Source organism: Terriglobales bacterium (assembly GCA_035487355.1).
GTDB lineage: Bacteria > Acidobacteriota > Terriglobia > Terriglobales > Acidobacteriaceae > QIAW01.
In genome coordinates, this window is the sequence record DATHMF010000082.1 from 1 (window position 1) to 14158 (window position 14158).

The 14158-nt window shown below is 53.7% G+C and carries 10 protein-coding genes; 3 read left to right on the forward strand and 7 right to left on the reverse strand.

The window, feature by feature from the left end; translation table 11 throughout:
• The coding region (locus VK738_14405) for a hypothetical protein (protein ID HTD23847.1) at nt 1-196 on the forward strand (196 nt) is incomplete at its 5' end.
• 95 nt (nt 197-291) lie between these two features.
• On the opposite strand, the gene cimA is transcribed toward VK738_14405, so the two are convergent.
• The 7 genes from cimA to VK738_14440 all read right to left on the reverse strand — a co-directional run bounded on the left by cimA (nt 292) and on the right by VK738_14440 (nt 8889).
• Nucleotides 292-1896, reverse strand: coding sequence for a citramalate synthase (cimA, locus tag VK738_14410; GenBank protein HTD23848.1), 1605 nt, complete (start codon nt 1894-1896; stop codon nt 292-294).
• Nucleotides 1897-2054: 158 nt separating this feature from the next.
• Nucleotides 2055-2576: a CHRD domain-containing protein gene (locus VK738_14415; protein HTD23849.1), complete on the reverse strand. Its 522-nt coding sequence runs from the start codon at nt 2574-2576 to the stop codon at nt 2055-2057.
• 369 nt (nt 2577-2945) lie between these two features.
• Entirely contained in the window at nt 2946-4637 is a 1692-nt protein-coding gene (locus VK738_14420) for a carboxypeptidase-like regulatory domain-containing protein (protein ID HTD23850.1), read from the reverse strand.
• Between the two features lie 5 nt (nt 4638-4642).
• On the reverse strand, nt 4643-6385 hold the full coding sequence (locus tag VK738_14425; GenBank protein HTD23851.1) for a carboxypeptidase-like regulatory domain-containing protein: 1743 nt from the start codon (nt 6383-6385) through the stop codon (nt 4643-4645).
• A gap of 108 nt (nt 6386-6493) precedes the next feature.
• The gene (locus VK738_14430) at nt 6494-7366 is read right to left on the reverse strand and encodes a fibronectin type III domain-containing protein (GenBank protein HTD23852.1); all 873 of its coding nucleotides are present in this window, start codon (nt 7364-7366) and stop codon (nt 6494-6496) included.
• Between the two features lie 113 nt (nt 7367-7479).
• Nucleotides 7480-8094, reverse strand: a complete 615-nt coding sequence (locus VK738_14435; GenBank protein HTD23853.1) for a hypothetical protein — start codon at nt 8092-8094, stop codon at nt 7480-7482.
• A gap of 129 nt (nt 8095-8223) precedes the next feature.
• Nucleotides 8224-8889, reverse strand: coding sequence for a polysaccharide lyase family 7 protein (locus VK738_14440; GenBank protein HTD23854.1), 666 nt, complete (start codon nt 8887-8889; stop codon nt 8224-8226).
• Nucleotides 8890-9551: 662 nt separating this feature from the next.
• Between VK738_14440 and VK738_14445 the strand changes: the two genes are divergently transcribed.
• Both VK738_14445 and VK738_14450 read left to right on the forward strand, forming a co-directional pair.
• The gene (locus VK738_14445) at nt 9552-12035 is read left to right on the forward strand and encodes a S8 family serine peptidase (protein HTD23855.1); all 2484 of its coding nucleotides are present in this window, start codon (nt 9552-9554) and stop codon (nt 12033-12035) included.
• Between the two features lie 331 nt (nt 12036-12366).
• Nucleotides 12367-14136 (forward strand): hypothetical protein, encoded by a 1770-nt coding sequence (locus tag VK738_14450; protein ID HTD23856.1) that lies wholly within the window; start codon nt 12367-12369, stop codon nt 14134-14136.
• The last annotated feature ends 22 nt before the right edge of the window (nt 14137-14158 follow it).

A 14158-nucleotide genomic window follows, 5' to 3' on the forward strand; every position in this document is an offset into this window, starting at 1 on the left:
AGGTTCTTCACGGCCACCCCTAAATATGAGCCAGCCTATCGTAACGCCACGTCAGTCGGAAGGCGGGGGCAGCTTTCACGGTGGGAGCAGCAACTCCGGTGGCGGTTCGCGCAATGATAGCGGTAGCCACAGCCAACCGAGCCAGCCGAGCGGGCGCAGCGATTCGCACTCCTCGGGTTCAGGATGGCACCGCTAATTAATCTTTTTCAGAATTCCCAGTATGGGATCAAGCCACCCCACGAAGTAACGTTCGTGGGGTGATTTGTTTAGGAATGCAATTTTTCGACCGGTTTACGGCTGCTCTCCTACTGCGATTTCCGTGGGAGTGTTTTTCTGTGACAAGCGAATGAGATCCAGACGGGCGCCATCGAGCAGGGCCTTCCAACTGGCTTCAATAATATTGGTAGAGACTCCTACCGTGGACCAACTCTTGCCGCCGTCGTGGGCCCACTGTACCAGCACACGGACTTTCGCTGCCGTATTGCTGCGCGAATCCAGCACACGCACTTTGTAGTCGGTAAGGCTGGCCTGTGTGAGATGAGGGTAAAGCGAGGAGACACATTTTCGAAGGCAAAGATCAAGCGCATGCACCGGGCCTTCACCCACAGCGGTGGTGGTGTGGATGCGATTTTCGTGCTCCACAGTAACACTGGCCGTCGAGGAAGAGCGCCCGCCTTCGGTCACTTTGGTGGTGACCTCGTAGTGCTTTACGCTAAAGAAGTGGGTTTCCGGGTGTAAGGCTTCGTGCACCAGCAACTCGAAGGTACCCTCTGCCGATTCGAGCTCATAGCCGAGGAATTCCATCTGCTTGATGCGCTGCAGAAGTTCGCGTCTTCCTTCTTCACTGAGACGTTCTTCCAGGCCGCGCTGCTTGAGCATATAAAGAATGTTGCTTTGTCCCGATAGGTCGCTCACCAGCACGCGCTGGCTGTTGCCCACGGCACCCGGGGCGATGTGCTCATAGGTTGCAGAGTCTTTAAGAATGGCGCTGACATGGATGCCGCCTTTGTGCGCAAAGGCGCTCTTGCCGACAAAGGGCTGGTCACCACGCGGGGTCAGGTTCGCCACATCGGCAATTGAGCGGGCCAGGGAAGAGAGATGGGCAAGCTTTTCAGTGCCGATGACCTGGTATCCCATCTTCAATTCCAGATTAGCGATGATGGAGCAGAGATTGGCATTGCCGCAGCGCTCGCCATATCCGTTGATGCAGCCCTGGACATGAGTGGCGCCCTGCTCGACGGCCGCCAGGGTGTTGGCCACAGCGACGTCGGAATCGTTGTGCGTATGAATACCGATAATCCCGTCGAATCGGCGGCGGACCTCGGCCACGACCTCGGTAATTCGTCCGGGAAGCGTTCCACCGTTGGTGTCGCACAGGCAGAGAACATCGGCCCCAGCCTTCTGGGCAGCTTCCAGCGTTCTGAGTGCGAAATCTTTATTGGCGTTATATCCATCAAAGAAATGCTCGGCGTCGTAGACGACTTCCTTGCCATGCTCCTTAAGAAAGCGCACAGTCTCGGAGATCAATTGCAGGTTTTGCTCTTCGGTGACGCCCAGCGCACGCCTGGTGTGCAGCTCCCAGCTCTTGCCGAAAATGGAAACCACGGGCGTGCCGGTCTCGATCAATCCAAGAACACTTGGGTCGGTTTGCACGGTATTTTTTGCCGTGCGAGTAGAGCCGAACGCGGTAAGCTTGGCGTGATGAAGCTTCAGCTCCCGTGCCTTGACGAAAAATTCCTTGTCCTTGGGGTTGGAGCTGGGCCAGCCGCCTTCAATGTAGTCAATACCGAGTTCATCCAACATCTGCGCGATGAGGAGCTTGTCTTCCAGGGAGAAGGAAATGGATTCGCCCTGGCTTCCATCGCGAAGCGTGGTGTCAAAGGTAAAAATCTTCATGCAAAGTATACGTAACGAGCAACTTCTATTCTCGCCGAAGTCGACCGCTACGGCAAACCCAATATGGGCCTTGCTAAGAATTGAACCCAAAAGTGAAATGTAAAAGAAAAGCCTCGTCCGAAGACGAGGCTTGGTGAAAGAGAGACAAAAGACTTTACTTAATCATGCCGGCCGGCAAAGTGGACCTGCCCGCGGATTTCACCACCAGGGAAATTCGTAGTGTGAAGGTTTACATAGGTCGCGCCCTCGCCCACCAACCGCAGGGCAGTAACGAGATCACCGACTGTAACGTTCTGTTTCGTAGGGCCAACAACATTAGCTGCAGTGATGGTACCTGTTATCGTCCCTGAGGTGGCTGCAGGGCACGCCGGCTGGGAGTCGCCACCGCACAGGAAGACCATCACCCCCCCCGACTCGGCTGGAAAGCCAAAGTGAATGTGTGAAAAGAGGGGCATGGAAGTCAGGTTCTTAAAGGTAAGCGTGAAGGTAACGGTGCCATCCGGGTGAACGGTCATTTTAAATGTGCCCGTGGCGGGGGTGTTGATTGGGGCTCCCCCAACCGACGTTTCATTCAGGCCGTTCAGACTCGTCCTGAAGAAAACACTATCGTCATTATCGGCAGCCGAGCACAACATGCCAAAGCAAAATACACAGAGAACAACTAACACAAGTTTCTTCATCTTAAGATTCTCCTCGTGACAAAAGTTGGGACAACGTACAAAAGCCTGGAACAAAATGGAGTCGAGTTGACTTAATGCAGCGCTTTTTTGTCTCAAATTCCCTGACGAATTAAGAGACGAGTTATTTACTCAACATCTTTACAGCCAAAGGCTCCGCAGCCAAAACGCGGCTGCTATAGCCTCCCTTTTGATTCGCGCGGAACTACGCTCATCAAAAGTTCACCCACATTCAAATCAATGTGGCGGGAGAAGTATAGAAAAGGCAAGTTCTGGGATTTGTCACTTAAATGTAATATTTTTGTTAATTGAGTATTAACGTTAAAAGCGGTTCAGAGGTTAAAAACCCTTGATTCTATTGAGTTTTACCGGTTATTTCACAGGATGGACTTTTTCCGGACTGCCATCTGCAACGGAGCACTTTACGGTAAGACTGATTTTGCTGCTCGATTCCACCTGTACGGCCTCACCTTTTGACATGTAGGGTTGCAGCACCGCAGGATTTGCCCACTCCAGGTCCCAGCCGTTCTCGATGGCCAGCACCGTATACTTGCCAGGCAGCACCGAGGATAGCTCGAAAGTACCGTCGCTATCACTCTGATCGCGGCGAAACAGGGGCCAGTTGTTCGCCGGGTCTTGCGGCACAAGCACAATCATCGCTCCAGCGATGGGTTTGTTGTCGCGTCGCACCACACCTTCCACCCGGCCGTTTCCTTTGGAAGCTACCAGCGCGAGTTGGACGTGATCAGAGCCGCTGATTTCAACCGACTGGCCCACCACCTTGGCGTTGAGGGCGGAGATACTCTTCAAAATAAACCCTTCAGAGTTGAGCAGAATAAGGTCGTAGTGTCCCGGGCTGACCTCCGGCGAATCAAACTCTCCCTTGGGCGAGACAGGAATCTCGAACTGCTGGCCGGACTCACGGTTGTGAAACTGAAGCGATGCTTCCTGCGGAGGGTTGTGCTGGTCGTCAAATATCACGGCGCCGGTGACAGTTGCGAGTTCAGAGCCGACAGCGGCATCCACGGCGCCGTTGCTTTGTACGTTCAAAGTCTGGTGCCGGGAGTTTGTGCTTATCCCTCCATTTTTCTCTTTCGATGTTTCCACACCCATGTCGTAACGGCCCGGAGGTATGCCGGAAATCTCAATCACATTTGGGGAGATGTTCTCAATTTGGGTTTCCACAAAGGTCACGTTGCCCCCGATCAGAGTTTGTTTTAACGTCGCTCCCTCGATCCCAAGAGATGAGTTCGGGTTCTGATTGCTCAATCGCAAATGGATTGCGGGCACGGCCCGTAAGCTGATATCGGCTGTGAGGTGGTCGCCCCAGCTCAAGGTAATAGGTGTGGCCGCCTCTGGTTCAATCGTCTGCCGGTAATACGTGATGGGGTAGGCGACATCGAGTTCAGAATTGTCAGTTGTGGCAAGCTTTGCCACTCTGCTTCCCGAGGGATCGTGGTACGCATACCAAGGTTTGGCCGAAACGGCCACGAAATAGGTCCCCGTGGGAAGATGGCCGAAGTGGTAGGACCCCTGGTCATCGGTCGCTCCGTGAATGCTGAGGTCGGTGGTACGCTCTCCGGTATCGGAATGCCGAACGAACAGCATGACCGCGGCGTTACGTATCGGGTCATCCTGCTCGTCCGTGACCCTTCCGGAAATCGAGCCTTCAGGCTTGAGACGAAACAAAATATTCTCTGAGGTTTTCTCCGGTCCGACTGCGATGCCTGTAGAGAAGGGGCCGTGCCCGTCGAACGCTTGCTGCGGAAATCCCCTGTGCTTTGCCGCCAGGGTATATTTGCCGGGAGCAACGTCCTTAAACAAGAAGTGCCCATTGGCTTCCGAAACTGCGGTCTGGAGTTGATTTGGGTTGCTGGTGGAGGCAATCACGACCTCTGCGCCTGCAATGGGCTCACCGTTAAGTGCGTGGACCACAGTGCCGTTGATTTGAAAGCCACTTGGTGCAGCAGAAGGCGGTGCAGCCGGAGCAGGCGCAGGCGTAACCGGTTGTTGCGCAGCCAGCCCAAGCGTGAGAAACAAGAGACAAATGGATCTCGATAGCAAGCTGATTACTCTCCTCTTGGAATCAGACCAACTCTGACGGTTGTCTTTTCATTGGGCTGAAGGCTGACTTGGGCCGCTTTGGAGGCATATTCGCTCAGAACATCAGGATTGGAATACTCAAGTCCATCCAGACGGTCAAAGGCGAACACCTTATATTCACCGGGAGCAAGTCCATCAATCTGGAAGTCACCGTGATCGTCAGCAACAGTCATTTTCGGATCGAGCGGGGCATAGTCGGGAACAACTAACACGGCCGCTTGCCCGTCATTCTCCTGCGATTGCACGGTCCCACTCAGTGTGGCGCTGTCGTCTCGCAGTACGATCTCCATCGTAGAAGATTGGCCCGGCGTTACTGTCAGCTCTTCCCGCAAAAGGTCTGCGCCGCCGTATTGGATAGACTTAACATACAAGGAAAGATCGTTCGAATTGTTGGGAACCACCTCAACCTTATATTTGCCGGCTTCGACATTGCGCAGCACAAGCAGCGGGTTTCTCGGCCCGCCTTCAACATTGGCGGTAAGATCAGGATGGCCAATGTCAATGGGATGAAGATTGACGGAGGCTGGAACAGAGCCTACCCTTACGACGCTGCCTCCTATGGTGCCAACCCCCTCAATTTGGGGTTCGGATTGGAATTTGGTTGTTTCCACGCGTACCACAATGGGAATGGATAGTGCCGGCGTCAACGAGAGGCGCAGGTTTTTTGCGTTTGTGGTTGCGCTTACTGTGAGCTCTGCATGCAGTAGACGCTCGAAAGTGTCCTTGGCGTCAGCCTTGATGGTGCAAAGACCGGCTGCGACAATCCGCGCCTCGAACTTGCCGGTTTGCGGATCAAATTGCTTTTCGAGAGCCACATCATCTCCAGATTGATTCAGGAATTGCACGTCCGCTTCCTGTCCATGAGGATAGCCGGTGATCACGCCGGCAACGGAAACTACTGGTGTTTGTCGAAGCGTGAAATCCATCTGCGCGTGCTGGCCGGGCGCAAGTCGAATGGGCTCGGCTTCGGAGAATTCCGCAACCCCGGGATAATAAGTGACCGGATAGGCAACATTCGGATTGCTCCCAAATTGGGGCTGATCGCGGATCGGGTAAGGAACAGCGGCAAGGTAGTATGTGCCAGGAGCCAGGTTGGCAATGCGAAACTCGCCGTCTTCATCTGTGCCCAGGGTTTGTGGCTGCTCCTGCTCCTGCTGTAGCGCCTGCAACTGTTTGCGGCCATTTGCCCTAAGCAAGCCGCTGATTCTTATGATCACCCCTTCGAGCGGTTCTCCGTTGGCATCCACAACGTGTCCGGTAATCACCGCTTCCGGTATAAGTTTTATGACCACAGCAGGCGCATCCGGGCCAACATCAACGTGGTTTTCCCGAGGCCAGCCTTCATTCAGCTCCTGTTGATTGAAGAAGCCCGGTTTTCTCGCGATCAGGGTTGTTCGCATCTGCGGCAGCCCCTCGAATTTGAAACGGCCTTCCCGATCAGTAAGCATTGTGCGCTGCCGGTAACCGGGGTCAAAGGCGTTTGGGTCGTCCTCCTCCCCCATGGGTGGGTGAAATACCGGCGCCTGATTCGAACTGATCTGCACTAACGCCCGGCTGACCGGTTCTCCGGTCACAGAATTCACAACCGTGCCACTTAAAGTGTAAGAAGATTTTTCTGTTTCGTTCGAGGATAGGAAGGTGCCAGAGTTGATCTGTGCTTTCGCCGGCGGAACAAAAACAGAAGTGCCAGCCAGTAGGAAAAAAGCCACGGAACAAAAATAGAAACAACTCGGGATTCGGTACATGTTGAAAACATTAATTATATTACTGTGGAATTGATACAAGCCATGTCCAATCTAAGAAGCTTCACCCGGTTTTCAGGGTTTGTTTGACGGCAGGGATTGAGTGGTTTGATCCGATGGTTCACGCCCTGTGGTCTTTTCAGCCAGATTGGAAGGCTGACCGTAAAAGAAAGCCCGGACTCGAAAAGACAACTTGGCTTCGTAAGGAAGGTTATAGGTAATTAACGACGTAGTGCCCGGATCCAAAAAAGAAGAGACTTTGAAGTCGGAATTTGGGTCTGACTTGATTTCAATCAAATACCCATCTTCATCCTTAGCATGGTCTTTCCACTCCAACTTTACCCCGGCAGGTGGAACAAGTGTTGCCTTCAGATCCGTAGGCGCGGCCTGAGCAAGAGTTGAGGCAGACTTGACGGAATATCTGGTTTCTGTTGGTGCCGATGATGGACCAGTTTTGATGCCTTTGCGGGGAGCTTGTTGAGATCCCTTCTTCCCGGTCGTAATCTCGGCGATGTTGGAAGCTTCTCCAAAAAAAGGGAGCACACGGAAGATGAACCTGGTCTGCGGCATGAGATTGGGATGGCGATACCTGGCCTCGCTGGCAGGAACTGCGGCGATGGTGATGAATTCATTGTCGGCATTGGGACTGTATTCCACAAAGTAGCCGGCGGCATGGGTAGCGTTGTTTTTCCACCTCAAATCAATGTTGATGGGGTCGGCTAGAGCGGCGGTCAACTCGGTAGGCGCGGCGAAGGTAGCCGCGTCTAGGCTGACGTTCGGCTTTTCAGATTGCGATGCTGAACATCCCAACAACACAAAAACAGTTACCAGCTCCAAACTGCAAACTGCAAGCCAGCCCAGCAGAGGACGACTGTGCCTCGAAAATACAAAGCTGAACACTTTCGCAAACGTAGTTTTTATTAACTCATCTGTCGAAGAGATGATCATAATGATGACTCGCTGCTATTCATAAATCTGGTCTGCCCCCTCAAGAGGGCAGGCCAGGATTGAAGTAACGGGGGAGGATTGTTTACTGTGCTCCTTTTTTACTGCATGTAGTTTTACTGCATGTAGTGATGGATGTTCTTGAACATTGCTCTCGATCTGCCGCCCGGCGGCAGACCGTTGTTGTAGGTTCCGTTCTTGAAATAGAAATCAAAGCCCACATTATTATGGGTTCCTGACGACACCAGGGAACCGTTGATCCACAGGAAAAACTTGCGGGTCGCAGGATTATAGGCTGAGTTCACGTGGAACCATTTGTTGGCCATACCCGAAGCTATTGTCGGACCGACGCCGTTGCGGATGACGCCCGGGGTGTTCACCTGGAGATAGACAGGCTCATGCGCCGTGTTGCTCTTGATCTGATGGATGGCCGTGTGCTGGGTGCCGGCGTCAAACATCATGTCCGCTTCAAACTGGTTGAAGGTATGCTCGTTGGGAAATGAGGCCCAACGCAACTCTACCCGCTGCTCGCCGGCAAAGACCGTCGTGGTGATAACGCCGCCCACATTCGTGTAACGCTGGGCCAGCGGTGCGGACGTCCGGTTCTGCACCGTAAAAGCAGGATGGATCTCTGTCCACTTGCCTGGCCCGAGAGGGCCCGCGCTGGCGTTTACTAAGAGTAGAGCGCAAACGCCCAGTCCAAGGACGGCGCTCTTGATGACTTGCTTCATTGTGTTTCCTCCGTTGTTCGTTGTTGTAAACGTTTTCATGTCGTGCGGAGACCCGTACAATAAGTATTCGTCATTGACGAGTCAATACAAAATTTGAAAACTTCTATTCAGTGAAACCAAAAGATATTGTTACCGCGTCCAGAACTTGAAGTTCTTGTAATGGGTTTCCGATTTGGCGCCCGTGATGCCGTACACGCCGTTCTTGAAATACCAGACGGTCGAGAGCGGGTGAGGATCGTGCCGGGTCAGCACCAGACTGCCATTGATCCACACGCGACCGTTGCCGCTGACCGGGTCATAGGCAACCAGCATGTGAAACCACTTACCCCACATGGCGGGGGCGATGATCGTGGATCCGTTATCATTGCGCAAGTTTCCGCCGGGAAGCACCTGCACGTAGATGGGCTCGCAGGCGCACGCGGTGGCATGAACCTGCATGATGGCGCTGCCCTGGGAACCAGGATCAATATTTACGTCGGCCTCCCACATATGCTCTTTAACCGTCCAATCGAGGTTCCAACGCATTTCTGTGCGAGGACCAGTTTTGGTGGTAGATGTGAAGCCTTTGTCACCTTTAAAAATCCACGCGTTGTACGTGGGACCGGCGGTAACCGAAAACCTGGCGGATTCGGGCAGGTTAAAAGGATGCTGAACTTTGTAAGTATCGGTGTATGGGGTGAAGCCGGCGTGCGGATCGGCTGGGGGAGCAGCCTGCACCTTTAATGCGGGACGCCCCACAAATAGAGCGCAAACGCCGAGAACGGCGGCGACGCTCGTCACTATTATTTTCTTCATCGTGTTGTTCTCCGTTGACTTTGTAATTTTTTAACTGTTTTCAAGAACTTGAGAAACCTTTGCCCTGGACACAACTTGCCGTCGCGTATCGAGGCAGGATGGTTCAACCTGGCTTAATCTGGAAGTGTCGGAACGGTTACAGAAGGTTAAAAATGAAAATAAGCTGTTTTGCTTCAGTTATTTAGAATGGGGTCTTTAGTTTAACGTTAATTGCTTCAATTGGGCTTCGGGTGGACAGTACCCTAGGCCGGTTGGGGACTGCTGGTCACAACTGTGCCAAGGTTAGGAACGGAATATTTTCCATCCACGCCAAGCTTTCTATTTTCCGAAAAGGGGAGAGGGAATCCGTTTTTTTGCTGGCTAAAGCTAACTAGATTTTTTGTTTTAACCCCATAAATTTCAGTTATACTTGGGGCGCTCTGTTCAGCTCAGGTTTGCAGCTGGGCTAGAGGTGTCGTCCCAAGCAAGTCACACCAAGCCCGAAACCCTAACCTTATCCCAGAGAATGAAAGGACTTTATTCTCTTACGAACCAGCAATCCGCGTTAGGATGGCCACAAAAACTCATCCGTGCGAGGTAATGCAGCCCAAGACCCTCCGGCAGCAAGTCTCCTCCGCGCATATGCGAGACCGCCTGGTTTGACAAAGAATGGAGAACATTTTATGAAGCAAACCATCCCAGTTCTTGTGCGCAAATTTCCTTTAAGAATGGCCATGGCGCTGGCTGCCGTGGTCATGCTTGTGTTTGCTGTGAAACCTGTTTCTGCGCAGTCCGTGGCCAATGCCGGGTCCGGCTTGCGGGAGCTTATTGAGCTTGAGCGCACTACCCCCGGCCTTAATCTAAAGAACGCCGAAACAAAACTCCGCGTTGCAGGCGGCAAAAAGGCGACAGGGGTTTTCCGCCTTCATGTGGATGCGCAGAACCGAGTCCTAACGAACGTATACGCTGATGGGAGCGTTTCGCTGGCAAGCGTTAAAAACCTCATCAATGGCGCGGGCGGGTCTGTGGTTGCGATAGATTCCGCGTACAGTAATGGCGTCATTTCCGCGTATCTTCCAGTTGCTGGAGCGGAAAAACTTGCGCACACATCGGGTGTGAGCTCATTGCATCTTGCGCATCGCGCCGTGACCCACGTTGGTTTGGTAACTTCGCAGGGAGCAGTAGTATTGCGCTCTGACCTCGCGAACAAAAGAGGCTTCAACGGCGATGGCATTACCGTGGGCATTCTCTCCGACAGTTTTAACACCAGTGGCGCCGCCGATACCGCCCTCACTGACGTAGGTACTGGCGACCTGCCGAATACGACGGCGATTCCGGGCGGCGAAGGCCTCAAGTTCCTTATCGAACTCGATCCCACGGTATTTGGGCCGGGCACAGATGAAGGCCGTGGTATGGCGCAAATCGTGCACGACATGGCGCCGAATGCCTCGCTCTGCTTCGCCACCGCGTTTAGCAGCGAGGTAGATTTCGCCAACAACATTCGCACACTTCGTACGAATCCGGCTTGCAATGCCGATGTAATCGTCGATGATGTGGCGTATTTTGATGAGCCGTTTTTCTCGGATGGCATTCTGGCGCGGGCGGTGGATGACGTCGCCACCAGCGACACTCTGCCTGGACACAAAGTGGCATACTTTTCATCGGCCGGCAATGAGGCCAAACAGGGATATGCCTCCGACCTTCGCATTATTCCGGATGCAACCGCGCGCACCATCTCACCGGCAGCCTTGGGCGTGAACCTGAGTACGGTTCCTGCGGCCATTGATACCACCGGCGGGTTCCACAACTTTGATGCCACCGGCGGCGTCAACATTGCGCAAGATTTTGCTTTTGCCGACGGTACTGCTTTTTCTTTCCAGTGGGATGATCCTTTCGATTTGAGCCCTTCTGGAATTACTACCGATCTGAACCTGCTGTTTTTTGACCCTGCCACAGGAAACTTCGTCTTTGCCGTCAGTGACGATAACTTCGCTACCAACCAGCCTCTGGAGCTCTTTGCTTTGAACTCGGGCGGCGGGCCGGGCACCTTTGGCGAGCTGCTTATGGTAGTTGCCAGAACCGGCAAGGGCACCCACTTGGCCAAGCGCATCAAGTATGTGGCTTTTGGCAATGTGATTGATTTCAATGGTGTGATAACGGCGCAGACCCCCCTTACCTTTGGACATCCTGCAGCGCGCGGAGCTAATGGCGTCGCTGCTTACGTCTACGACACTGATCCGGCATTTGACGGCTTCACGCCAGCCTACGAAGGCTTCAGCTCACCCGGTCCGGCCACGATCGTGTTCGACAAGAACGGAAACCGGCTGGCCACTCCTGAAATCCGCAAGAAGCCGGACATCGCAGCGGTGGATGGTGTTAACACAACATTCTTCCCGGAAGGGCCAGGCAATGATTATGAGGCTATCGTTGGTTTGCCAGATGGTTTCCCCAACTTCTTCGGAACTAGTGCGGCTGCTCCGCATGCTGCCGGAGTCGCGGCGCTGGTCATTCAGAAGGCCGGAGGCCCGGGATCTATCTCACCTAGGCGCGTGAGCAGGATCTTGAAAGATTCGGCGCCGCCGCGGGACAGTGACCTCTTCTTCAGTGAAGCTGTTGCTGCCAACAATGATGCGACCGTAACTGTGACTGCAACAGGCGAAGATCTAAGAGCTGTTGGATTGAGTGATAACTTCTTCAAGGTGACCTTCCACTCCAGAAGGTCCGGCCAGACTCTCGACTCTCTCACCATTGACCTGACTGGAACGGGACTGTTGTTCGATCCCGTGGCGCATCCGGTACATGTGGGAACCACGACCGATCCGGTCATCAGTTCTTCCACACCCGCCACCCCCTCGGGAAAGGTGACGCTGAACTTCAGCGGATTTACCTCCGGCCAGTCGCTGACGTTTGGGGTTGACCGTGACTTTGCCAACGTAAGCGGCAACGTGGTCGAATTCGGCGGCAATTCCGGCGATGAGATGGGAGGAGCAACGGTGACCGCAAAACTTTCGTCCAAAGGAGACCGTGACCACGACTCGGATGCCTTGACGGGAGTATTCCTCAATGATCTCGATCGGGGATACCAGATCTATGATGGCTTCGGTCTCATTGATGCGGTCAATGCCCTGCGGCTTACGCGTGCTCACGAAGGCGGGGATGACGAATAACAAGAGATTCTTGGTGTCTTGAAGGATTTCTGCAGAAACAATCGGTGTTGAAGGAAATTTCCTTCAGCACCTTTTTTTGCGCAATGCGCAGCGTGTGCAGAATTAATATAGCGTCCCGGCATACGACACTGCTGCTTCTAGCGTCATTAGGCGCGCAGTTCATCGGCCAATTTCCAGCTTGACACTGGTATGCTCCTCGTTTAGAACTACTACCCACAATAGTAGTTACTGGCTTAATGTATCTCTTCACGGACCCTTCTTAAGTAGGCGTACAGCTTCACGGTACGTCTTTACCCCGAGAACCACTTGAATGTCTTCTAAGGAGCCTCAAATGAAATCCCCCCGAGTAGTTATGCTGTTGTTTTCCATAGTGCTGCTGGCTTCAATGGCAGCGGCCCAAAACCAAAACTTAACGTCGGACGGTGTTACCGCACTGAGTTCTCCTCTATCAGGGGCGCCCGTTGCTGACGATCTTTTCTCGAAGCCCTCGCACGAGGTTGACGGTCGGGTCGGACCAACGGTCCCGAACGCTGTCTTAACTGTTCCAGGGCCGGTCCCACAAGGCGCGCCCGCTCCTGCTGCCAATTCTTTTGGCTTTAATGGCATATCGCATTTCGACCAGCGGACTGCCGGAACCGGCATCTATAAGAACACGCAGTTCAGCGTTGAACCTCCGGACCAGGGTTTGGCAGCAGGCAATGGATTCATCCTGGAGGACGTGAATGATGCGTTAGCTGTCTATAACCAACGCACCCATGCTTTGCTGGTAGGGCCCACACCGGTCAATCAGTTCTTCAAACGCACGCCGGCGATCATTCGTTCCAGCCCTCCGGTCTTTGGGGATTCGCTCACCGACCCTAAAGCTTACTTCGATCCACAGACACGACGTTGGTTTGTGACCATCCTTGAGATTGACACCAATCCGGCGACTGGCGCTACCCAGAAACACAGCCACCTTCTTCTCGCCGTGAGCAAGACTCCCGATCCAACAGGTCTGTTCAATCTATTTAGCATTGACGTCACGGACGACGGAACCAACGGTACTCCAAGCCATCCCAATTGCCCTTGTTTTGGAGACCAGCCACTGCTGGGCGCGAATGCGGACGGCATTTTCATCAGCACCAACGAATTTGGATTAAGTGTTGGATTCAACGGTGCACAGATCTATGCTCTTGGGAAAGAAGAACTCGCTGAAGGCGATGCTCCTGCGGTTGTGCATCTGGATAATCTTCCTTTCCCCGAAGGCATCCCATTTTCACTTCAGCCGGCAGTCGTGCGCTCCCACGATTCTGAAGATGATGATTCCCGGGGCGTCGAGTTCCTGCTTAGCGTTCCTAACATCACGCTGTTGTTCGACAACCGGTTGGCTGTGTGGAGCCTCTCTAATACTCGCAGCCTGAGGTCGAACTCACCGCATCTCACACTCAATCACGTCGTCATTTCCAGCGAGACCTTCGGTGTACCGAATGACGCTGAACAAAAGGCCGGGCCCACTCCTTTGGGAACCGCGTTGGGCGAACCTGAAGAACTGGTTGCCACCAATGACCAGCGCATGAATCAGGTAATGTTAGTTGACGGTGAGCTGTGGGGCGCGTTGACGACCTCGGTAAGCCAGGGGCCAAACTGCGTTACCGGATTTGAGTCTGACTGCAAGGCCGGCATAGCTTGGTTTAGGGTCCGTCCTCGCTTTGACGATAATACTTTGCAAGCGGAGGTACGCCACCAGGGATACATCAGCGTCCAGGGCGAAAACGTCATGTACCCGTCGGTCGCGATCGGGGAGGATGGCCGCGGCATCATCGCGTTTGCTCTCTCTGGCCATGATTTCTTTCCCAGCACCGCCTTTGCCCGTATCAGCCACAGCGGAACTGGCCCGGTACGGATCGCGGCAGCCGGTGTGGCGCCGGAAGACGGATTTAGCGGCTATTTTGCCTTCGGCGGAGCTGGAAGCGGACGCTGGGGCGACTACACCGCCGCCGCTGTGGTTGATGAAAACAATATCTGGTTTGCGACAGAATACATTCCAGGTGGTGTTCGTACGGTACTGGCCGATTGGGGTACCTTCATTGGCCGGGTCCGCGTGGACGAAGATGAAGAGTAAATACCGTTAGCCCGGTGAACCG

Bases quoted from the DNA above. Each gene is read 5' to 3' on its own strand.
- cimA (HTD23848.1), bottom strand. From the start codon at position 1,896: ATGAAGATTTTTACCTTTGACACCACGCTTCGCGATGGAAGCCAGGGC.
- VK738_14415 (HTD23849.1), bottom strand. From the start codon at position 2,576: ATGAAGAAACTTGTGTTAGTTGTTCTCTGTGTATTTTGCTTTGGCATG.
- VK738_14430 (HTD23852.1), bottom strand. From the start codon at position 7,366: ATGATCATCTCTTCGACAGATGAGTTAATAAAAACTACGTTTGCGAAA.
- VK738_14435 (HTD23853.1), bottom strand. From the start codon at position 8,094: ATGAAGCAAGTCATCAAGAGCGCCGTCCTTGGACTGGGCGTTTGCGCT.
- VK738_14440 (HTD23854.1), bottom strand. From the start codon at position 8,889: ATGAAGAAAATAATAGTGACGAGCGTCGCCGCCGTTCTCGGCGTTTGC.
- VK738_14445 (HTD23855.1), top strand. From the start codon at position 9,552: ATGAAGCAAACCATCCCAGTTCTTGTGCGCAAATTTCCTTTAAGAATG.
- VK738_14450 (HTD23856.1), top strand. From the start codon at position 12,367: ATGAAATCCCCCCGAGTAGTTATGCTGTTGTTTTCCATAGTGCTGCTG.